This is a genomic window from Streptomyces sp. SID14515, assembly GCF_010548505.1.
Taxonomy (GTDB): domain Bacteria; phylum Actinomycetota; class Actinomycetes; order Streptomycetales; family Streptomycetaceae; genus Streptomyces; species Streptomyces caviscabies.
This window is the reverse complement of sequence record NZ_JAAGMH010000062.1, coordinates 1-19,702: the sequence shown is the minus strand read 5'-3', so window position 1 is coordinate 19,702 and position 19,702 is coordinate 1. Positions and strand designations below refer to the sequence as shown.

The 19,702-nt window shown below is 70.5% G+C and carries 19 protein-coding genes, 1 tRNA gene and 1 pseudogene; 7 read left to right on the top strand and 14 right to left on the bottom strand.

Features of this window, described 5'->3' with window-relative positions:
* Window positions 1-2,067 carry a phospholipase C, phosphocholine-specific gene (locus tag G3I54_RS11355; protein WP_164613660.1) on the bottom strand — a complete coding sequence of 689 codons (2,067 nt, stop codon included), beginning with the start codon at window positions 2,065-2,067 and terminating at the stop codon, window positions 1-3.
* Between the two features lie 153 nt (window positions 2,068-2,220).
* On the opposite strand from G3I54_RS11355, the gene G3I54_RS11350 reads away from it, so the two are divergent.
* The gene (locus G3I54_RS11350) at window positions 2,221-2,787 is read left to right on the top strand and encodes a YciI family protein (protein ID WP_164613658.1); all 567 of its coding nucleotides are present in this window, start codon (window positions 2,221-2,223) and stop codon (window positions 2,785-2,787) included.
* A gap of 72 nt (window positions 2,788-2,859) precedes the next feature.
* On the opposite strand, the gene G3I54_RS11345 is transcribed toward G3I54_RS11350, so the two are convergent.
* Together G3I54_RS11345 and G3I54_RS11340 are read right to left on the bottom strand one after the other, a co-directional pair.
* A complete protein-coding gene (locus G3I54_RS11345; RefSeq protein ID WP_164613656.1) occupies window positions 2,860-3,363 on the bottom strand; it encodes a GNAT family N-acetyltransferase in 504 nt (167 codons plus the stop codon).
* Window positions 3,364-3,395: 32 nt separating this feature from the next.
* Complete coding sequence (locus G3I54_RS11340; protein WP_164613710.1) at window positions 3,396-4,064, bottom strand: alpha/beta hydrolase; 669 nt, start codon at window positions 4,062-4,064, stop codon at window positions 3,396-3,398.
* Between the two features lie 243 nt (window positions 4,065-4,307).
* Between G3I54_RS11340 and G3I54_RS11335 the strand changes: the two genes are divergently transcribed.
* Window positions 4,308-5,069, top strand: coding sequence for a DUF899 domain-containing protein (locus tag G3I54_RS11335; protein WP_164613654.1), 762 nt, complete (start codon window positions 4,308-4,310; stop codon window positions 5,067-5,069).
* Window positions 5,070-5,174: 105 nt separating this feature from the next.
* Here the strand turns inward: G3I54_RS11335 and G3I54_RS11330 are convergent.
* Window positions 5,175-5,248: transfer RNA gene (locus G3I54_RS11330), tRNA-Pro, on the bottom strand.
* A gap of 125 nt (window positions 5,249-5,373) precedes the next feature.
* On the opposite strand from G3I54_RS11330, the gene G3I54_RS11325 reads away from it, so the two are divergent.
* Both G3I54_RS11325 and G3I54_RS11320 read left to right on the top strand, forming a co-directional pair.
* A complete protein-coding gene (locus tag G3I54_RS11325) occupies window positions 5,374-6,117 on the top strand; it encodes a transketolase (protein ID WP_164613652.1) in 744 nt (247 codons plus the stop codon).
* 70 nt (window positions 6,118-6,187) lie between these two features.
* Entirely contained in the window at window positions 6,188-7,090 is a 903-nt protein-coding gene (locus G3I54_RS11320; protein ID WP_164613650.1) for a transketolase C-terminal domain-containing protein, read from the top strand.
* Between the two features lie 80 nt (window positions 7,091-7,170).
* Here the strand turns inward: G3I54_RS11320 and G3I54_RS11315 are convergent, their stop codons facing one another.
* The gene (locus tag G3I54_RS11315; protein WP_164613648.1) at window positions 7,171-7,581 is read right to left on the bottom strand and encodes an MmcQ/YjbR family DNA-binding protein; all 411 of its coding nucleotides are present in this window, start codon (window positions 7,579-7,581) and stop codon (window positions 7,171-7,173) included.
* 222 nt (window positions 7,582-7,803) lie between these two features.
* Here G3I54_RS11315 and G3I54_RS11310 point away from each other — a divergent pair, with 222 nt between their 5' ends.
* Window positions 7,804-11,304 carry a ThuA domain-containing protein gene (locus G3I54_RS11310; RefSeq protein WP_164613646.1) on the top strand — a complete coding sequence of 1,167 codons (3,501 nt, stop codon included), beginning with the start codon at window positions 7,804-7,806 and terminating at the stop codon, window positions 11,302-11,304.
* 152 nt (window positions 11,305-11,456) lie between these two features.
* Complete coding sequence (locus G3I54_RS11305; protein WP_239144333.1) at window positions 11,457-12,185, top strand: sugar phosphate isomerase/epimerase; 729 nt, start codon at window positions 11,457-11,459, stop codon at window positions 12,183-12,185.
* Between the two features lie 61 nt (window positions 12,186-12,246).
* Here G3I54_RS11305 and G3I54_RS11300 read toward each other — a convergent pair whose 3' ends face one another.
* The 4 genes from G3I54_RS11300 to G3I54_RS11285 all read right to left on the bottom strand — a co-directional run bounded on the left by G3I54_RS11300 (window position 12,247) and on the right by G3I54_RS11285 (window position 16,138).
* The gene (locus G3I54_RS11300) at window positions 12,247-13,197 is read right to left on the bottom strand and encodes an NAD-dependent epimerase/dehydratase family protein (RefSeq protein WP_164613644.1); all 951 of its coding nucleotides are present in this window, start codon (window positions 13,195-13,197) and stop codon (window positions 12,247-12,249) included.
* 182 nt (window positions 13,198-13,379) lie between these two features.
* Window positions 13,380-14,210, bottom strand: a complete 831-nt coding sequence (locus tag G3I54_RS11295; RefSeq protein ID WP_164613642.1) for an ABC transporter ATP-binding protein — start codon at window positions 14,208-14,210, stop codon at window positions 13,380-13,382.
* On the bottom strand, window positions 14,207-15,226 hold the full coding sequence (locus G3I54_RS11290) for an ABC transporter substrate-binding protein (protein ID WP_164613640.1): 1,020 nt from the start codon (window positions 15,224-15,226) through the stop codon (window positions 14,207-14,209). Before G3I54_RS11290 ends, G3I54_RS11295 begins: the two co-directional genes overlap by 4 nt.
* 48 nt (window positions 15,227-15,274) lie before the next feature.
* Entirely contained in the window at window positions 15,275-16,138 is an 864-nt protein-coding gene (locus G3I54_RS11285) for an ABC transporter permease (protein WP_164613638.1), read from the bottom strand.
* Between the two features lie 255 nt (window positions 16,139-16,393).
* Between G3I54_RS11285 and G3I54_RS11280 the strand changes: the two genes are divergently transcribed.
* A complete protein-coding gene (locus tag G3I54_RS11280) occupies window positions 16,394-17,416 on the top strand; it encodes a LacI family DNA-binding transcriptional regulator (RefSeq protein WP_164613706.1) in 1,023 nt (340 codons plus the stop codon).
* A 34-nt stretch (window positions 17,417-17,450) separates the two neighbouring features.
* On the opposite strand, the gene G3I54_RS11275 is transcribed toward G3I54_RS11280, so the two are convergent.
* The 5 genes and pseudogenes from G3I54_RS11275 to G3I54_RS11255 form a co-directional block, all read right to left on the bottom strand.
* Window positions 17,451-18,035: a GAF domain-containing protein gene (locus G3I54_RS11275; RefSeq protein ID WP_164613636.1), complete on the bottom strand. Its 585-nt coding sequence runs from the start codon at window positions 18,033-18,035 to the stop codon at window positions 17,451-17,453.
* Window positions 18,032-18,655, bottom strand: a complete 624-nt coding sequence (locus G3I54_RS11270; RefSeq protein ID WP_164613634.1) for an ATP/GTP-binding protein — start codon at window positions 18,653-18,655, stop codon at window positions 18,032-18,034. Before G3I54_RS11270 ends, G3I54_RS11275 begins: the two co-directional genes overlap by 4 nt.
* Window positions 18,633-19,004, bottom strand: coding sequence for a DUF742 domain-containing protein (locus G3I54_RS11265; protein ID WP_030076475.1), 372 nt, complete (start codon window positions 19,002-19,004; stop codon window positions 18,633-18,635). Before G3I54_RS11265 ends, G3I54_RS11270 begins: the two co-directional genes overlap by 23 nt.
* Window positions 19,005-19,006: 2 nt before the next feature.
* Entirely contained in the window at window positions 19,007-19,441 is a 435-nt protein-coding gene (locus tag G3I54_RS11260; protein WP_164613632.1) for a roadblock/LC7 domain-containing protein, read from the bottom strand.
* A 5-nt stretch (window positions 19,442-19,446) separates the two neighbouring features.
* Window positions 19,447-19,702, bottom strand: a pseudogene (locus G3I54_RS11255) (ATP-binding protein); the annotation flags it as partial.

The window sequence follows — 19,702 nt, the reverse complement described above, 5'->3', positions numbered from 1 at the left end:
TCAGCCCGTGGCCGTCGCCGGGTCGCTGACCCCGACCTCCCCCGTCTCGACATGACCGGCGAAGCGGCGCAGGAAGACCGGGTCGCCCTCGGCCGTGACGGACACGTCGTACCAGCGTTTGCCGGCCCGCAGGTCCATGGTGCGCGACACCGTGGCGCCGGGCCGGACGGTGACCGTCTGCTCCGCTCCCCCGTACGCGTCGGCGTTGGCGAGAGTGAGGCGGACCTCGGTGTCGCCGGGGTTGGTGAGCGTCAGGTCGAGGTTGCCGCTCCCGTCGTTGTGGCGGGCGGTGACCTCGGGGCCGGCGGTGGAACCCGGGCTCCTGAACGTACGCAGGAAGCCGTTGGGGCCGTGGACGGTGAGGTCGTGGGTGCCGCCGGAGTACGCGGAGTTCCAGGCGTCCGCCACCGTCCTGCCCGCCTCGGCGGTATACGTCCACGGGACATCGGTCCGGTTGGCGGAGGTGACGTAGAACTGTGCGCCGGCCGCCGTTCCCGGGCTGAAGGTGAGCGCGATCTTCCCGGTGCCGATGTCGACGGCGGCATCGACGTACGGGGCGTACGGGAGCGGCCGGGCAGGGCGGCTGCCCGGCTCCTGCTTCGGCAGCGAACCGACGGCGGGCGGTGTGGGCCGGTAGTCGGGGTGCCGCTCGCGGTCCGGCGGCTCGTAGGCGGAGGTGTCGGGCAGGTCGTCCGGGGCCGGCTCGGTGCGGGCGAAGTCGAAGGCGGAGGTCAGGTCGCCGCAGACGGCACGCCGCCAGGGTGAGATGTTCGGCTCGCGCACACCGAAGCGCTGCTCCATGAACCGGAGCACCGAGGTGTGGTCGAAGGTCTCGGAGCACACGTAGCCGCCGGTGCTCCAGGGCGAGACGACCAGCATCGGTACGCGCGGCCCGAGTCCGTAGACACCGGGGCCGTACGAGGAGCCGCCCGCGTACACCTCGGTCGAGGTGTCGGCCGTGGACAGGCCGCGGTCGGCGGAGGTCGGCGGGTGGGGCGGTACGACGTGGTCGAAGAAGCCGTCGTTCTCGTCGTAGGTGATGAACAGGGCGGTCCGGCTCCACACCTCGGGGTCGGACGTCAGCGCGTCGAGCAGCCGCGCGATGTACCAGGCGCCGTAGTTCGAGGGGAAGTTGGAGTGCTCGGTGAAGGCCTCCGGCGCGGCCACCCAGGAGATCTGCGGCAGCTTCCCGTTGCGGACGTCGGCGGCGATCCCGTCGAAGTAGTCGTCGCCGCCGGCCACGTTCGTACCGGTGCGCGCCTTGTCGTACAGCGGGTCGCCGGGCTGGGCGTTGCGGTACTTGTCGAAGTAGAGCAGCGAGTTGTCGCCGTAGTTGCCCCGGTAGGCGTCGTCGATCCAGCCCCAGCCGCCGGGGCCGTCCAGACCGTCGCCGATGTCCTGGTAGATCTTCCAGGAGACCCCGGCCTCCTCCAGCCGCTCGGGGTACGTCGTCCAGCCGTACCCGCGCTCCTCGTTGCCGAGGACGGGCCCGCCGCCGGTGCCGTCGTTGCCGGTGTGCCCCGACCAGAGGTAGTAGCGGTTGGGGTCGGTGGCCCCGATGAACGAGCAGTGGTAGGCGTCGCACACGGTGAAGCGGTCGGCGAGCGCGTAGTGGAACGGAATGTCGTCCCGGGTCAGGTACGCCATGGTCGTCGGCGTCTTCGCCGGGATCCAGCGGTCGTAACGCCCGTCGTTGTACGCCTGGTGGCCGCCCGCCCAGTCGTGGTTGAGGCCCTGGAGGAACTGCATGCCCAGGTCGTCCGCGGTCGGGTGGAACGGCAGGGTCTCCTTGCCCGCCGCGTCGGCCTGGTGCCAGACGGACTTCCCGCTCGGCAACGTCACGGGCCGCGGGTCGCCGAACCCCCGTACCCCTTTCAACGCCCCGAAGTAGTGGTCGAAGGAACGGTTCTCCTGCATCAGGACGACGATGTGCTCGACATCCTCGATCGTCCCGGAAGCACGGTGTGCGGGGATGGCGGCGGCGCGGTCGATGCTGCCCGACAGCGCGGCGAACCCCGCCGTGGCGCCCGCTATCTGGAAAAAGCGGCGTCGATTCATATCAGCCATGAGTGAGGGGCCTCTTGGAGTGTGGGGAACAGAAGCGAACAGGATGTTCCAAGAGAACCGAACAGAACGGAAGAGGTCGTGACGCAACGGTTAACGTCGGCCGTACGCACGAAGCGCGCCACCTGCTCAGGAGCGCCCGGGTACGGTTCCGGCATGCCGTTCTACGTACATGCACAGGACAAGCCGGATGTCGCGGACCAGCTGGCCGAACTCTGCGAGGAGCACTGGTCCTATATGGACCGGTTCGCCGACGGGCTGATACTCCGCGGGCCCACCCTGTCCGACGACGGGGAGCAGCACACGGGCAGCGTCCATGTGGTCGACCTGGCCGACCGGGCGGCGGCGGAACGGTTCGCGACCGAGGAGCCGTTCTGGAAGGCCGGTCTCTACCAGGATTTCATGGCCGACCCGGTGGTGGTGCTGCTGCACCGCGAACCGGCGGTGGACGTCCTGTACACGCTCGTCACCGCCCGGTGGTCGCCGCACACCCGCACGCCGGGCGACGCCGAGCAGTGGCTGTCGGCCGTGGACGCGGACGAGCGGCCGACCTTCGTGGCCGCTCTGGTCGACGACGACCAGGACCGTACGACGGGATTGGTCGCGGCCGTGCGGGCGCGCCCGGACGAGGCGCGGACCCTGCTCCAGCCGCTGGCGGACCGGCTCGCCGGTGGACCCGTGTCGCTCACCTCCCAGCGCTGGCAGCGCGGCGGCCGCAACTGATGAGGTGAGGAGAGGGAGGGGGGGAAGGCATGGTCGTCGTGGAGTGCGCTCCCCAAGCGCGGCGGCCCCACTTCACGGCAACGTGCGCGTGAGCCACACCACTTCGCCGTTGTCCTCCGTGGTGACGTGATCCCGCTCGAAGCCGAGCTTCTCCAGAACACGGAGCGACGGCGCGTTCCACACCCCCACCGTCGACCAGAGCCGCTTCCGCCCGGTCGCCACGGCGGCTTCGAGCACCGCACCGGCCGCCTCGGTGGCGTAGCCGCGCCCGTGCGCGTGCTGGAACAGCTCGTACGCGATCTCGGGCTCCTCCAGGGTGGTACGGCCGATGATCAACCCGCAGTAGCCGATGAAGTCGCCCTCCTCGCGGCGCTGGACGGGCAGCAGGGCGATCCCGGTGGTCTCCGTGGCGGCCAGCAGCTCCGCGATGGACTTCCGCATGCGCTCGACCGGGGGTGTACCGTTGCCGCGTTCCGAGAGGAGCGCGGCGAAATCGGCGGCGTCGGACTCGGCCCACGGCCGGAGTATCAGGCGCTCGGTCTCCAGGTGGAACGGCATCGTCTCGTAGGTGGACATGGGCCCACTCTGCCCCACGGGATCATCGCCAACTACGGCTGGAGCACGGGTTCGAGCAGCTCGCGCAGCAGCTCCGCGAGGAAATCGGGCTGCCCGACGAACGGAGAGTGCCCGGTCCGCCACTCGCGTACCTCGGTGCAGCGCGCGCCCATCCTCCGTTGCAGAGCAGGGTCGATGACCCGGTCCCGGCCGCAGACGACATAGGTGGAGGGGGTGTCCTTCCAGCTGTTGTGCGCCGGAACTCCTCGCCCGCAGCCGGGGGCCTGCGGGCGGAGCAGGGCGACGGCCCGGGCGGCGAGGGGCGCGGAACAGTCGTGGTACAGGACGTCGGCAGCCCGGTCGGGACGCAGGCTGGTCGATCCGTCGGGCTCGGGAACGATCGCGTCCCGGAGGCGCGGGGACGCCCCGCCCAGCGTGGCGGCGCTTTCACCGGTGTCCGGCACGAAGGCCGCCAGATAGACCAGATGCCGCGCTCCGCGTACGCCGGTGATCACCGAGCCGCCGTAGGAGTGACCGAGCACGAGCGGAGGCTCCGCCTGCGCGTCGACGGCCGCCTGGACCACCGCGGTGTCAGCAGGCAGCGAGCCGCGGTGAAGCTCGGGAACGATGACCTGCGCTCCCCCGGTCCGCAGGCGTTCCGCCACCGCGTCGAAGTGCTCGGGGCGGTGGTACAGGCCGTGAACGAGTACTACTGCCGGCAGTTGTCCCGCCTCCTCAGGTCGGTTCCGGGCGATTGATCTCAGGCGCCGACCGACGTCGGCGCAGCTCTACGACTTCACCCCTCGGGTCGGACACATCGCATCGTCCCTGCGAGCCCAGCCCGAATTCGGCGGTGAGCTCCGGTCCGCTGTCCACCACGTGCATGCGGACTTCCTCATCCCGACCCTTCCCGCGTCCGATAAGGTACCGAAACCCGAAAAGCACGACGGAGGCGAGGCCCGGAAATGGACAGGCCTAAGATTGTATCGAGGGAAGAATGGTTAGCGGCCCGGAAGGAACTGCTGGCCCGGGAGAAGCAGTTCGACAGGGAGCGGGACGACCTCAGCGCACGGCGCCGGGCACTGCCCATGGTCGAGATCACCGAACCGTATGTCTTCGACGGCCCGAACGGCACGACAACCCTTGTCGACCTGTTCGATGGCCGTCATCAACTCATCGTCTATCACTTCATGTTGGACCCCGACTGGGAAGCCGGCTGCACCGGGTGCTCACTCCTCGCCGACAACATCGGCCACTTGGCGCACCTGAACGCGGCCAGAACATCCTTCGCCGCGATCTCGCGCGCACCGTTCGCGAATATCGCGAAGTTTCGTGAACGCATGGGGTGGACCTTTCCCTGGTTCTCCTCTCACGGCACGACGTTCAACTATGACTTCCACGTCACGATGGATGAGTCCGTGACGCCCGTCCTCTTCAACTTCCGCACGAAGGAAGAACTACGGGAGGCCGGAATCGGGTCGTGGGCTCTGAGCGGCGAGCAGCACGGTCTGAGCGTATTCCTCCGCGAGGGCGATCGGGTCTTTCACACCTACTCCACGTACTCACGTGGCACCGATCTCCTCAACGGAACCTTCAATTACCTGGACCTGACACCCTTCGGACGCCAGGAGGAGGCTGGAATCATGAACTGGGTCCGGCACCACGACGACTACAAGGACCACGACGGTCGACGCGGCGACGACGGCTGCGGCCACTGCGACACCTGAGCCGACGGCATTCGCCCCCCACCCGGATCCCACCTGGTCCCGAAACGATCGAGGGCCGGTATCGGATTTCTCCGATACCGGCCCTCGATCAACGACTCTTTCGAGTCGGGACGACAGGATTTGAACCTGCGACCCCTTGACCCCCAGTCAAGTGCGCTACCAAGCTGCGCCACGTCCCGCTGCGTCTGACCTGGGGTTTCCCCTGGCTGAACGCGCATGAGAACAATACCGCACTCCGGCAGGTGGTCACCAACACCATTCCGCGCTTGACCTCAACCAAGGTTGATGTTGAACGCTCGGTGCCATGACGAACACGACCGCCGCACCGGCCCCCGGCCGCCAGGCCGCACCCACCTCCGCCCCCGCACCCGACCCCGATTTCCGGGACCTGCCGCGTCTGATCGCCCTGATGACCGGGGACGAGAAGCACGCGCCCGCCGCCCATTCCACGCTCGACGCCCTGTGGGTGCTCTACAACAGGGTGCTCCGGGTCACACCGGACTCGGTCGACGACCCCGAGCGGGACCGCTTCCTGCTGTCCAAGGGGCACGGGCCGATGGCGTACTACGCGGTCCTCGCCGCCCACGGCTTCTTCGGCGAGGAGCTGCTGCCCGGCTTCGGGGCGTACGACTCACCGCTCGGGCATCACCCGGACCGGCTGCTGGTGCCGGGCGCGGAGATCGGCAGCGGGTCCCTGGGGCACGGGCTGCCGCTCGCCGTCGGAACCGTGCTGGGGCTGCGGGCCCAGGGCCGCACCGACCCCCGGGTATGGGTCCTGATCGGCGATGCCGAGCTGGACGAGGGCAGCAACCACGAGGCCATCGCCCACGCGGGCCCGGCCGGGCTCGACCAGCTGCACACGCTGGTGATCGACAACGCCTCCGCCACCCACGGCTGGCCCGGCGGCATCGCCTCCCGCTTCGCGTCCGCCGGATGGACGGCGGTGACCGTGGACGGCCGCGACCACCAGGCCCTGTACGCGGCGTTCACCACACCCCACCCGGGCGAACCGCTGGCCGTCGTGGCCCGCGTCGAACCCAAGAACTGACCGCGCCGACCGCGCGACCACCCCGCACCACCGCCGATTCGCACACCGGATACCCCGGGAGGGACCCCTCATGGACACCATGCGTGACCGATTCATCAGCACCACCTCGCAGCTCCTCGACGAGGAACCCCGGCTGGCCGTCGTGCTCGCCGACATCAGCGCCGACGGTTTCGCCCCGGCCCGGCGCGCCCACCCGGACCGGGTCGTGAACGTCGGCATCCGGGAGCAGCTGCTGGTCGGGGCCGGTGCGGGGATGGCGCTGACCGGGCTGCGGCCGATCGTGCACACCTTCGCCAGCTTCCTGGTCGAGCGCCCGTTCGAGCAGGTCAAGCTGGACTTCGGGCATCAGGGGGTCGGCGGGATCCTGGTGAGCGCCGGTGGCTCGTACGACTGGCCGGCCGGAGGCTTCACCCATATGGCACCCGGTGACGTCGCCCTGCTGGACACGCTCGACGGCTGGACCGTGCATGTGCCGGGCCATCCGGACGAGGCCGAGGCCCTGCTGCGGGGGTCGGTCGACGGCGACGACCGGGTGTACGTACGCCTCTCGCTCCAGGCGAACCGGGAGGCGCGGCCGGTGGGCGGCGCGGGCGGGTTCACCGTGGTGCGCGAAGGGCGGCGCGGGACCGTGATCGCGGTCGGCCCCATGCTCGACAACGTGCTCGCCGCCACCGAGGGCCTCGACTTGGCCGTGCTGTACGCGACGACCGTGCGGCCGTTCGACGCCGCGGGGGTGCGCCGGGCCGCCGGTGCGGCCTCGACCGCGGATGTGGTGGTCGTGGAGCCGTATCTGGCGGGCACCTCCGCCGTCGCGGCGGGCGAGGCGCTCATGGACCTGCCCCACCGGGTGCTCGGGCTGGGCGTGGGCCGCGCCGAGCTGCGCCGGTACGGGCAGATGGAGGAGCACCTCGCGGCGCACGGCCTGGACCCGGAGGGCCTGCGGGCACGGATCGCCGGATTCCTGCGCCCCTGACGCGGACGGCCGCCCCGCCGCGACAACCGCTGCCGGCCTCCGCGTCTGTCACACCCGCCCCCGTGGACCGTCCGCCGCCCTCAGTCGCCCTCCGCGAGGCCGCCCTCCCCCGGCTCGCCCTCCGCCGCCACGTCCAGCTCCGGATGCGCCGCCGCCAGCCGACGCGGGGCGACCTGCCGCCAGGAATCGGCGAGGATGGCGGCCAGCTCTTCCGCGTCCTCCAGCGCGGACAGCCGGACGCGCATCCAGGCGTAGTGGTCGTCGTGCCCCTCGCGGATGAAGAACTTCTCCGGCTCGGCGGCGATCAGCTCGGCGCGGTCCTCCCGGGGGCACTTCACGCCCATCGCCGTCTCGTCGTCGCCGAGCGAGGCGAAGATCTTGCCGGCCACCCGGAAGGTGGGCTGCCCCCAGGCGAGCTTCTCGGTGGTGTCGGGCAGGGACAGCGCGGCCGAGCGGACGTCGGCGGCGGTGATCGTGGGGTCGGCGGTCATCCCGGGTCTCCGTTTCCACAGCCCGGCGGCCTGTCGCCGGGTTCGATTCGACCGTAGCGCCCAGCACCGACATCCACCCGCGCCCGGCCTCGCGCCGTACCGGCCCGGTGGGCACTGCAGACCCATTGACCCCGCCGGAGGGCTGAACCTACTCTGAACGGCGTACTTCAGAAAGCGCTTTCTATACCCCACAGTCGGCTTCTACCGCACAGGGAGCGCCCCATGAGACGCCGTTCGTTACGCCGGGCCGGCCGCGTCGGCCGATCCCCCGGCGGCCCTTCCCCCCTCATCGCCATCACCTCGCTCCTGGCGCTGGTCCTCGCCCTGCTGGTGGCCTCGCCGGCCGGCGCGCAGGCGGCCCCCTCGTACCGGGTGCTCGTCTACTCCGAGGTCACCAACTCCGACCACCCCTCGATCCCGGCCGGGATCGAGGCGGTGAAGAAACTCGGAGCCGAGCACGACTTCGAGGTGGAGGCCACCGCCGATTCGTCGGTCTTCAACGACGCGGACCTGGGCCGCTTCCAGGCCGTCGTCTTCAACAACACCAACTCCACGCCCGAGACGGGTGACCTGCTAAACGCCGAGGAACGGGCCGCTCTCCAGCGGTACATCCGGGCGGGCGGCGGCTGGGTCGGGCTGCACTCCGCGTCCGCCAGCGAGCGCGACTGGGAGTGGTACGAGGGCCTGGTCGGCGCGATCTTCGACAAGCACCCCGTGCCCCAGACCGGCCGGATCAAGGTCCTCGACCACGCGCACCCCTCGACCCAGCACCTGCCCGACCTCTGGGAGCGCCAGGAGGAGTGGTACAACTGGCGCACCAACCCCACGTCCAAGGTGCACACCCTCGCCCAGATCAAGGTGCGCGACGGCATCGACGGGCTCGACGAGGGCGTGGACCATCCGTTCTCCTGGTGCCAGAACTACGACGGAGGCCGCTCCTGGTTCACGGCGGGCGGGCACGACAAGGCGTCCTTCGAGGAGGAGGCCTTCGTCCAGCACCTGCTCGGCGGCATCCAGTGGGCGGCCGGCGCGGCGGAGGGCGACTGCACCGCCACGCGCACCGGTTCGTTCCAGCGGACCCCGCTCGCCACGAGTGACCTGGCCGACCCGTTCGAGCTGGCCGTCGCCCCCGACCGCCGGGTGTTCTTCGCCCAGCGGACCGGAAAGCTGAAGGTCGTCGACCAGGAGACGATGAAGGTCTCCACCGCGCTGGACTTCGCGTACACGCCGGAGATGACCAGCCAGTCGGACGGGCTGCTGGGTCTGACGCTCGACCCCGGGTTCGCGGAGAACAACTGGCTGTACCTGCTGTACTCCGACAAGGTCGAGAAGCGGCTGAACCTGTCCCGTTTCACCGCGGACGGCAACACCGTCGACCCGGCGTCCGAGAAGCGGCTGCTGACCGTGCCCACACTGCGCGGTGAGGGTCGGGCCAACTCGCACATGGCCGGTTCGCTCGCCTTCGACAAGGACGGCAACCTGTACGCGGCGACCGGCGACAACACCGACCCGTTCGCCTCGGACGGCTTCACACCGATCGACGAGGGCGAGGGCCGCCGCGCCTGGGACGCGCAGGGCACCGCGGGCAACACCAACGATCTGCGGGGCAAGATCCTGCGGATCACTCCCGAGGACGACGGCACGTACTCCGTTCCGGAGGGGAACCTCTTCGCCCCGGGCACGGAGAAGACGCGGTCCGAGATCTACGCGATGGGCATGCGCAACCCGTTCCGCATCACCACCGATCCGGTCAGCGGGGCGCTGATGGTCGCGGACTACGGCCCCGACGCCCGCGAGGCGGTGGCGGACCGCGGTCCGGAGGGCACGGTCGAGTACACCCGTATCACGGAGGCGGGCAACTTCGGCTGGCCGTACTGCGTCGGGAACAACACCCCGTTCAACGACTACGACTTCGCGACGAAGACGTCCGGTCCGAAGTTCGACTGCGGGGCGCTGGTGAACGACTCGCCGAACAACACCGGTCTGCGGGAGCTGCCGCCGGCCCAGCCCGCGACGGTCTGGTACGCCTACTCCGCCTCGGCCGAGTTCCCGGAGGTGGGCACCGGTGGCGGCGGTCCGATGGGCGGTCCGGTCTACGACTACGACCCGGACAACACCTACCGCACCAAGTTCCCCGAGTACTTCGAGGGCAAAGCCTTCAACTACGAGCTGACCCGGCGCTGGTTCAAGACGTTCTCGTTCCAGAGCGAGGACCAGACGTTCACCGATCCCCGGTTCGACCCCGTGAAGGCGGGTGACCTCCAGTCGATCAACGGCATCTTCGAGGACATGGAGTGGAACCAGCCCTTCGACGCGGACTTCGGTCCCGACGGAGCGCTGTACGTCATCGACTTCGGCCTCGGCAGCGGCACGGGCCGCGGCGGCAGCAACGAGGGCGCGGGCATCTACCGGATCGACTACGTCGGCGACGGACGGCTGCCCGACGCCAAGATCTCCGTCGACCGGGACAGCGGACCGGACCCGCTGGAAGTGACATTCTCCAGCGAGGGATCGGGGCTGCCCGGCGATCAACCGGTGAGCTACGCCTGGGACTTCGACGGCGACGGCACCACGGACTCGACCGAGGCCAACCCCTCGCACACGTACACCGCGAAGGGGCTGCACACCGCACGGCTCACCGTGACCGGCCCCGACGAGCTGACGGCGCTCGCGGTGCGGGACATCACGGTGGGCAACACCCGGCCCGAGGTGACGATCCAACAGCCGCCGGACGGCGGGATGTTCAGCTTCGGGGACACGATCCCCTTCACGGTGGAGGTGACCGACGAGGAGGACGGTGGGAGCGGCCCGATCGACTGCTCGCGGGTCGTGGTGCAGTCACAGCTCGGCCATGACACCCATCTGCATCCGCTGGACAACTACACCGGCTGCACCGGCGAGATCGTCACCGACGCCGGGGACAGTCACGGTCCGGGGCAGAACCTCTACTACGGGATCACCGCCCAGTACGAGGACAAGGGCGCACCGGACGCTCCCGCGCTGACCGGCTCCACCTCGCTGACCCTGCGCACCTCCTTCCGCGAGGCCGAGCACCGTACGGCGACGGGCGGCGCCAACGGCGGTGCGGACATCGGCAGTCGGGACGACGCGTCCGGCGGGAAGCGGCTGATCGAGATCGAGGACGGCGACTGGGTCAGCTTCGACCCGGTGAACCTCCAGGGCGTCGAATCGGTGACGGTCGGCGCGTCGTCCGGCGGGCTCGGCGGCACGGTGGAGTTCCGCGCGGGCTCCCCCACCGGAGAGCTGCTGGGCTCGGTGGAGATCCCGAACACCGGCGGCTACGAGAAGGTGGTCTCGCCGACGACGGAGCTCAAGGATCCGGGCTCCACGACCACGCTGTACGCGGTATTCACCAACCCGGACTGGGGTCCGGACAAGGCCGATCTGCTCTCGGTCGACTGGCTGCACTTCAACGGCCCGGGGGTGGAGAAGGAGGCCGGGACTACGGTGGCGCTGAAGGCCCAACCGGCATCCGGCAGCGCACCGCTCGCCGTGTCGCTGAGCAGCACGGTCGAGCTCGCGGAGGGCCGCACGATCGCCTCGTACCACTGGGACTTCGGCGACAACGTGAAGCCGTCCGGGCCCGAGGGCGCGACGGCGACGCACACCTACGACCGCAAGGGCGCCTACACCGCGCATCTGACGGTCACCGACGACAAGGGCGACACGAGCACCGGCGCCGTCCGCATCGATGTGAAGTGAGGAGTCCTGTGGCAACGAAGCACGTGAACGGAGCCCGAAGAGCCTTTCTCGGTACGGCGTTGGGGGCGGTGGCCGCCGTCGGGCTGGGCGCGGCCCCGGCCGTCGCGGGCGGCCGGCGGGGCTGTCGGCGCATCCCGCCGTCAGGGATCGGCATGCACCTGTACACCATGCGGACGCCGCTCGCGGAGGACTTCGCGGGCACGCTGGAGCAGCTGGCGGAGATCGGGTACGCGACGGTCGGCGTCAGCGGGCGGCATGGCAACTCCCCCGCCGCGATACGGCAGATGCTGGACCGGATGCGCCTCAAGGCGGTGCTGGAGCACGTCGGCTACGACATCGTGACCGGGTCCGGGCTGCCGCAGGCGCTGGAGGACGTCCACACTCTCGGCGGCCAGTGGATCGTGGTGCCGAGCCTGCCGGGTTCGCTGCACTCGCCGGACGGATACCGGGAGGTAGCACGGCAGTTCAACCGTGCGGGGCTGACCGCCCGGGAGTCCGGGCTGAAGCTGCTCTACCACAATCACGGCAGCGACCATGAAGTGGTGGACGGCGTCAGCCTGTACGACATCCTGCTGAACGAGACCGATCCGGAGCTGGTCGGCTTCGAGCTGGACCTGTACTGGGCGGCCGACGGCGGCTCGTCCGACCCGGGCGAACTGTTCGTCCGGCACCGGGGCCGCTTCCCCGCGCTCCATGTGAAGGACATGGCGCCTAACGGGGACTTCGCGGATGTCGGGTCGGGGATCCTGGACTTCCCGGCGATGTTCGACACCGCGCGGCAGGGCGGGGTGAGGCAGTGGCTGGTGGAGCACGACGCCCCGGCCGATCCGTTCGCCTCGGCGCGGGCCAGCTATCGGTATCTGTCCCGGCTGCGCTACTGAGCGACGGCGTCCACGGTCCGGCCCCGGGTGTGCGGTACGACGCCCGGGGCCGGGCCGTTTCTCAGCGGTGGGCGGCGAGGAACTCCCCGTACCAGGCGAGGGTGGCGTCGAGCGCGGTCTCCAGCGGGGTGGGGGCGAGTCCGTAGGCCTTCTCGACGGCGGAGGAGTCGAGGATCTGCGGTTCGGTGTGCTGGTAGAACATCTCGGCGTACTCCGCCATGAAGGTCTCGTCGAACGGGCCGAAGGGGCGGGGCTCGGCGACCACGGTGAGGTCGATCGGCCGGCCGGTGCGTTCCTCGACGAGCGCGAGGATCTGGCGGGTGGTGCGTGCCGGTGCGGTGGGCAGGTGCCAGACCCGCCCGTCGGCGTCCGGATGTTCGCCGAGCGTGGCGAGGCCGGTCGCGACGTCCTCGATGTACGTGTAGCTGTGCGGCAGGTCGATGTCGCCGAGCGCGGGCACGGGCTGCCCGGTGAGCGCGGCGGGGAAGACGGCCCCGCCGAGCGTGGAGTTGAGGACCCCGGGCCCGAGGAAGTCGGCGGAGCGCCCGAGGACGACGGGGAGCCGGCCCTCGCGGTGGGCGGCGAGGTAGCGGGCGTCGAGCTGGGCGCGCATCCGGCCCTTGCGGGTGGTGGCGTTCCACGGGCTGTCCTCGGTCATCACCGCGCCGTGCGTTTCCCCGTACGGGTAGACCGTGTCGAGCACGACCAGCCGCGCGCCCACCGCCTCGGCCGCCCCGAGGACCGCCTCCTGGATCTTCGGCATGACCTCCACCTGGAGGTGGTAGCCGACGTTGACGCAGTGGTACACGACAGCGGCCCCGGCCACGGCGGCGCGAGCACCTTCGGCGGTGGCGACATCAGCGGCGAACCGCTCGACGCCTTCGAGCGCGGGCCCGCTCCCCGATCGGTCGACCAGCCGGACCCGGTGGCCCCGGCGGACCAGCTCGCGGGCGAGGGCGGTACCGGCGGGTCCGGAGCCGAGGACGGAGTGGAGGGGCTGGGCAGTGGTCATGACAGGTCCCTTCGGGCGGAGGCAGCGAGGGAAGCAGGAGCACGTGCGTTTGAATAACTCGCTTCTGTTAGAGACCATAACTTCGGAGAGCGCTCATCGCAATAGCTTTCGTTAGACCCCTTAACGCGAAGGTCCCGGGCAGGAAACCCCGCCCGGGACCGACTCCCCTTCCGTCAACGCCCTCAGTCGTGCGCCGACACCGCCCCCAGCAGGTCGCGGATGTGTGCCGCCGCCGCCCGGAACTCCGGGCGGCCCAGCGTCTCGCTGTAGTCGCGCTCGGCGGGCAGGCCCACCTCGATGATCTCCGTGACGGTGCCGGGGCGGGGGCTCATCACCACGACCCGGTCGGCCAGGTAGACGGCCTCCGAGATGGAGTGGGTGACCAGCAGGACCGTGGTGCCGGTGTTCCGCCAGATCCGGTTCAGCTCGGTGTTCATCTGCTCGCGGGTGAGGGCGTCCAGCGCGCCGAACGGCTCGTCCATCAGGAGGACGGGCGGTTCGTGCAGCAACGCCCGGCACAGCGCCACGCGTTGCTGCATACCGCCGGAGAGTTCGTGCGGGTAGGCGTCCTCGAAGCCGGTCAGTCCGGTCATCCGGATCAGTTCGTCGGCCCGGCCGCGCGCCCGCGCCGGCTCCATGCGGCGGATCTCGGCCTGGAGCAGGATGTTGCGCAGCGCCGAGCGCCACTCCAGCAGGGCCGCGCGCTGGAAGACGTAACCGATGTCGTGCCGGGGCCCGGTGACGCGCTCGCCGCCGAGCAGGACGTCGCCCGAGGAGGCGGTGAGCAGGCCGGCCACCAGCTTCAGGAGGGTGGACTTGCCGCACCCGGACGGGCCGACGATGGCCACGAACTCGCCCGGCGCCACATCCAGCGAGACATCGCTGAGCGCCGTGACATCACGCTTCTTGCTACGGAAGCGGACCGCCACATCCGCGAGCCGGACCCCGGCCGCCGGGCCCGCCCCGGCTGCCGACGGGGCGCGCGGGGTCGTCTGCTGCTTCGGCATCGTCATCCCTTCAGCGCCGTCTCGGTGTCCCAGTACTCCCCCACGGCCTTCGGCTTCGTGACCATGCCCGCCTCGGCGAACACGTCGATGGTCTGCTGCCAGTCCTCCTCGGTGTTGACGCCGGGCGCCTTGCCCTCGGTCGCCGACGTGTGGAGCAGGGTCAGCGTCGTCGTGAACTGCTCGGACAGCACGCCCTTGGGCGGCAGTTGCTCGGAGGCGCCCTCCATCGCCGCCACCGCCGGTTCGGGCGCCTTCGCGGCGGCCGCCCAGGCCTCGCTGACCGCCTTCACCATGCGCTCCGCCACCTCCGGCTTCGAGCTGAGGATCTTCTGACCGGCGAGCAGCCCGTTGGAGTAGAAGTTCAGCCCGTGCTCGGAGAAGCGGAGGTAGGAGACCGGCTTCTTGGCCTTGTCCTGCATGGTCGGGCCCTGGTCGCTGGCGTAGCCGAGCAGCCCGTCGGTCTTCCCCGAGATCACCGCGGCGATCTTGCCCGCCGGGTCGGTGTTCTGGACGGTGACGTCCGATTCCCCGATACCGTTCTTCTTCAGGAAGATCGGGAAGGTCTTGGACAGCGCGTCCCCGGCCGTCCCGGCGATGGTCCGGCCCTTCAGATCGGCGGGCCCCTCGATGCCCTTGGCGTCGAAGGACTGCACGGAGGCCGGGGTGGTCTGGAGGAAGACGCCGAGGCTCTTCACCTTCACGCCCTGATCGACTCCCGCGAGCAGGGCCGGGGTGTCGGCCCAGCCGAAGTCGGTCTGCCCGGCGGCCGTCGCCTGGACGGTCTTCTGGGAGCCCTGGCCCGCCCGGATGTCCAGGTCGATGCCGTGCTTCTCGAAGATCTTCTGCTGCTCGCCGTAGTAGAACGGCGCGTGTTCGCCGTACGGATACCAGTTGAGCGTCAGCGTGACCTTGTCCAGCTTCTTGCCGGAGTCGCTGGTGCTGGTCGACGCGTCCTCGCCGCCGCAGGCGGTGGCCACCAGGACGAGGGGTACGACACCGATCAGGAGTCTGCGCGCTTGCATGGGCTGGCCCTTCTCGCAACGGGGAGGTACGTGGGGCGACTTGAGCAATCAGTACGTGGTGGTGGCCGAGGACTCCCGGCGGCTGGCGTGCCACGGCAGGAGCAGCTTCTCGGCGATCTCGACGACGACGAACAGCACGACGCCGATCAGCGACATCACCAGCAGCCCCGCGAAGAGCATCGGGGTGTCGAGGTTGCCGTTGGCCTGGAGGATGACGTAGCCGAGCCCTTCGTTCGCCCCGACGAACTCGCCGACGACCGCGCCGGTCACCGCGAGGGTGACGGCCACCTTGAGGCCGGAGAACAGGTGCGGCAGGGACGCCGGGAAGCGGATCTTCACGAAGGTCTGCCAGGGCTTCGCCCCCATCGTGGCGGACAGTTGGAGCATCTCCGGGTCCACCGCCTTGAGCCCGGTGACCATCGAGATCACCACCGGGAAGAAGGCGATGAGCACGGCGATCAGGATCTTGGGGGCGATGCCGAAGCCGAGCCACACCACGAACAGCGGGGCGATGGCGATCTTCGGCACGACCTGGGCGAAGAGCAGGATCGGGTAGAGCGTGCGCTCCACCGTCGAGGAGTACACCATCACCACCGCGGCGAGCACGCCGACGGCGACCGCGATGACGAAGCCGAGGAGCGTCTCGTACGTCGTCACCCAGGTGTGCTCCCAGAGGTAACCGGCCTTCGAGGTCAGGACGTCGAGCGTCGCACCGGGCGACGGCACGAGATAGGGCTCGATCAGCTCGGCGGCCGCGATCACCCACCAGACCACCAGCGCGGCCAGCAGCAGGGCGAGGGGCCGCCAGCTCTGCTCCGCCGCGCGGGCGAGCCGCTCGCCGGTCGTGGGACCGGCCCTGCGGGCGACCCCCGCCACATCGGCGGGGCGCTTGGTCAGCGCGCTCTGACTCACGGTGAACTCCCTGGACTTCGGGGGCAGTTGTGGAGAGCTGTGCAATGCTGCGATGCTGCGGGCCCTGCTCTGAAGGCGCTTTCAGAAAGCGCTTTCTGGTAAGGTGCCGCCACGCTAATGACTGCTCCCTCGCACGGTCAATAGGTCGTCCCGAAGTTTCGGGGCCCTGCCACCACCGCACCCCTGGGGGTCGAGTTGAGTGAACGGGAAACACCGGTACACCCCGATACGCGACGACGGGCCCCCGCCGCCCATGTGACGCTCGACGCGGTGGCGCGCGAGGCGGGCGTCTCGCTCGCCACCGCGTCCCGGGCGCTGAACGGCACCACCCGGGTCCGCGACGATCTGCGCGGCCGGGTCCGCGCGGCGGCCGATCGGCTCGGCTACATCCCCAACGCCCACGCCCAGGCCCTCGCGAGCGCCGAGGGCAACCGTACGGTCGGGCTGATCTGCCACGACGTCGGCGACCCCTACTTCGCGGGCATCGCCGGCGGGGTGATGCGCGCGGCCGCCGAACAGGATCTGCTGGTGATGCTCGCCTCCACCTTCCGCGAACCGGCCCGGGAGATCGCGTACGTCTCGATGCTGCGGGCCCAGCGGGCGCGGGCCATCCTGCTGATCGGCTCCGGTTTCCAGGACCGGGCCTGGGAGCGGGCGATGGACGCGGAGCTGGAGCCGTACGTCCGGGCGGGCGGCCGGGTCGCGGTGGTCAGCCGGCACCGGTCCATGCGGGTGGACACCGTGCAGCCGGAGAACCGGGCCGGGGCGGCGGCGCTCGCGGCCTCGCTGGTGGCGCTGGGGCACCGGGAGTTCGCGGTGCTGAGCGGGCCTCCCGAACTGACCACGGTGGCCGACCGGTTGGCCGGGTTCCGCGAGGGGCTCGCTGGGGCGGGCATCACCCTGGAACGGGTGGTGCGGGGCGCGTTCACCCGGGAGGGCGGGCACGCGGCGGCACGGCGGCTGCTGGCCGCCGGGAGCCCGCGGCCGACCTGTGTGTTCGCGGTGACCGATGTGATGGCGGTCGGCGCGCTCGCAGCGCTGCGGGAGGCCGGCATACGCGTGCCCGAGGACATGTCGCTCGCGGGGTTCGACGACATCCCCGTCGTACGGGAGCTGTCGCCGCCGCTGACCACGGTGGCGCTGCCGCTCACCGAGATGGGCGAGCAGGTGATCGCCCTCGCGCTGCGGACACCGTCGGGGGCGGGGCGCTCCAGGGTGCTGCGGATCGAGGGGAACGTGGTCCTGCGGGGCAGCACCGGTGCGCCGCCCGGGAGTTGAGCCGCGCCAGCACCGCCTGCGGGGCGGGTCGGCGTCAGAGGGGGTGGTGGCCCTCCCGGTCGTCGATCTGGCGGACGAGTTCATGGGCGAGCGACTTGATGGTGTCGAGCCCGGCCCGCCCCCAGGGGCGCGGCACGGTGTCGACGGCACAGACGGTGCCCAGCGCGATGCCGGTGCGGTCGATCAACGGCGCCCCGAGATAGGAGCGGATGCCTATGTCGTCCACCACCGGATTGCCCGCGAAGCGCGGGTAGTCGCAGACGTCGTCCAGGACGAGGGCCTTGCGCCGGACGAGGACGTGCGGGCAGTAGCCGTGGTCGCGGGCCATGTATCGGCTGCTGCGGTTGCTGCCCGCCGCGGCCGAACCGAGGTCCTGACCACCTCGGTTGCCCGCCGGGGTGTGCAGTCCGGCGAAGAACTGCCGGTTCTCGTCGATGAAGTTGACCATCGAGAAGGGCGTGGCGGTGACTTCGGCCACCTTGTCGGCGAAGGCGTCGAAGTTGTCGTAGGAGGCGTCGGGGCGTTCGCCGAGATCCAGCTTACGCAGCCGCTGTGCGCGGGCCGGGCCGTGCCGGTCGGTGGGCGTCAGGAGCATCCGGCCGGTGGCGAAGGATGTCACGGGTGGGCTCCGAAGGTCTGGAGTGGGGCGGGCGCCGAGGTGGCGTTGATGAGGTGTTGTACGAGGGTGACGAGGGCGCCCGTGCCGGAGCTGGCGATCCGGGCGTCGCACAGGACGACGGGCACCTCGGGCCCGAGGTCGAGCGCGGCGCGGACCTCGTCCGGTTCGTAGCGGTAGGCGCCGTCGAACTCGTTGACGGCGACGATGAATCCGATGCCGCGTCGTTCGAAGAAGTCCACCGCGGCGAAGCACTCGGCGAGGCGTCGGGTGTCGGCCAGCACCACGGCGCCGAGCGCGCCCTGGGAGAGCTCGTCCCACATGAACCAGAAGCGCTCCTGGCCCGGTGTGCCGAACAGGTAGAGCACGTGCTGTTCGGAGAGGGTGATGCGGCCGAAGTCCATGGCGACGGTGGTGGCCGTCTTGGACTCGACGCCGTCCAGATTGTCCGTTCCCACGCTGACCTGGGTGAGCAGTTCCTCGGTGGACAGCGGGGCGATCTCGCTGACCGCTCCCACGAACGTCGTCTTGCCGACGCCGAATCCGCCGGCGACCAGGACCTTGAGGGCGACGGGAAAGAACTCGGAGGTTCCGGTGCGGTCAGAGCTGTCGTCGTAAACCATCGAGCACTGCCTCCAGCAGGGATCGGTCGGTGGGCATGTCGTGGAAAGCGGGGGCGTGCGCGGTGACGGCGCCGCAGGCGACCAGGTCGGAGAGGATGACCTTGGCGACGACCGCGGGCAGCCGGAGGTGTGCGGCGATCTCGGCGACGGACATCGGCCCTTCGCACAGGCCGAGGGCTACGGTGTGCTCCGGGCCGAGCGGAATGTCCGGCTCGATGCCCGTGGCCATGATCAGGGACAGCAGGTCGAACGCGGTGGACGGCCGGGTGCGGCCGTTGCTGATCGTGTACGGGCGGATCAGCCGGCCGGCCGCGTCGTCGAGCAGGGGCCCGTCCTGCGGGGCCGGCATCCTCAGATCCCCGGGGTGAACGGCGCCCCGGCCGGCTGCCGGAGCGGGGTCGTCAGATAGGGGCGGACGCTCTTGACCAGCATCGCCATCTCGTAGCCGAGGACCGCGGCGTCCGCCTCGCGCCCGGAGAGGACGGCGAGGCAGGTGCCGGATCCGGCGGTGGAGACGAACAGCAGCGTGGAGTCCAGCTCGACGACCACCTGCCGGACGTCCCCGTTGTCCCCGAAGCGGGCCCCGGCGCTGCGGCCCAGCGAGTACAGGCCGGCGGCGAGGGCCGCCATGTGGTCGGCGCTGTCGGGGTCCATGCCGTGCACGGATTTCACCAGCCCGTCTGCGGAGAGCAGGACGGCGCTGCGCGTGTAGGGCACGCGTTGGACCAGTCCGCTCAGCAGCCAGTCCAGGTCCGAGACCTGACCGGACGGCATATCGGTCGTCATGGTGTCTACTCCTTGAAGGTGGTGTCTTTGCGGGGTTCCGGGACAGCCTGGCCCGGCAGGAAGGGTTCGGCCGCGAACGCACCGGGCTCGCCCGCCTCGCGGTCGTGGGCGCCCTCGGCGTGGGTGGCGCGCCGGTACGCGGCGCTGTCGAGCGGGTACGCGTCGGGCGGATAGCTGTCCGGTACGGGCAGGCCGGCCGCGGGCAGCGCGTGGTCCGGCCGGGGCGTCCGGGCCGGGCCGGGGCGGTCGGGCGGGGCGGGG

Excerpts from the sequence above, each read along its gene's own strand:
- G3I54_RS11350 (WP_164613658.1), top strand. The coding sequence starts at position 2,221 with ATGCCGTTCTACGTACATGCACAGGACAAGCCGGATGTCGCGGACCAG.
- G3I54_RS11310 (WP_164613646.1), top strand. The coding sequence starts at position 7,804 with ATGAGACGCCGTTCGTTACGCCGGGCCGGCCGCGTCGGCCGATCCCCC.
- G3I54_RS11320 (WP_164613650.1), top strand. The coding sequence starts at position 6,188 with ATGGACACCATGCGTGACCGATTCATCAGCACCACCTCGCAGCTCCTC.
- G3I54_RS11270 (WP_164613634.1), bottom strand. The coding sequence starts at position 18,655 with ATGGTTTACGACGACAGCTCTGACCGCACCGGAACCTCCGAGTTCTTT.
- G3I54_RS11345 (WP_164613656.1), bottom strand. The coding sequence starts at position 3,363 with ATGTCCACCTACGAGACGATGCCGTTCCACCTGGAGACCGAGCGCCTG.
- G3I54_RS11355 (WP_164613660.1), bottom strand. The coding sequence starts at position 2,067 with ATGGCTGATATGAATCGACGCCGCTTTTTCCAGATAGCGGGCGCCACG.
- G3I54_RS11305 (WP_239144333.1), top strand. The coding sequence starts at position 11,457 with ATGCACCTGTACACCATGCGGACGCCGCTCGCGGAGGACTTCGCGGGC.
- G3I54_RS11265 (WP_030076475.1), bottom strand. The coding sequence starts at position 19,004 with ATGCCGGCCCCGCAGGACGGGCCCCTGCTCGACGACGCGGCCGGCCGG.
- G3I54_RS11325 (WP_164613652.1), top strand. The coding sequence starts at position 5,374 with ATGACGAACACGACCGCCGCACCGGCCCCCGGCCGCCAGGCCGCACCC.
- G3I54_RS11290 (WP_164613640.1), bottom strand. The coding sequence starts at position 15,226 with ATGCAAGCGCGCAGACTCCTGATCGGTGTCGTACCCCTCGTCCTGGTG.
- G3I54_RS11295 (WP_164613642.1), bottom strand. The coding sequence starts at position 14,210 with ATGACGATGCCGAAGCAGCAGACGACCCCGCGCGCCCCGTCGGCAGCC.
- G3I54_RS11300 (WP_164613644.1), bottom strand. The coding sequence starts at position 13,197 with ATGACCACTGCCCAGCCCCTCCACTCCGTCCTCGGCTCCGGACCCGCC.
- G3I54_RS11335 (WP_164613654.1), top strand. The coding sequence starts at position 4,308 with ATGGACAGGCCTAAGATTGTATCGAGGGAAGAATGGTTAGCGGCCCGG.
- G3I54_RS11260 (WP_164613632.1), bottom strand. The coding sequence starts at position 19,441 with ATGACGACCGATATGCCGTCCGGTCAGGTCTCGGACCTGGACTGGCTG.
- G3I54_RS11315 (WP_164613648.1), bottom strand. The coding sequence starts at position 7,581 with ATGACCGCCGACCCCACGATCACCGCCGCCGACGTCCGCTCGGCCGCG.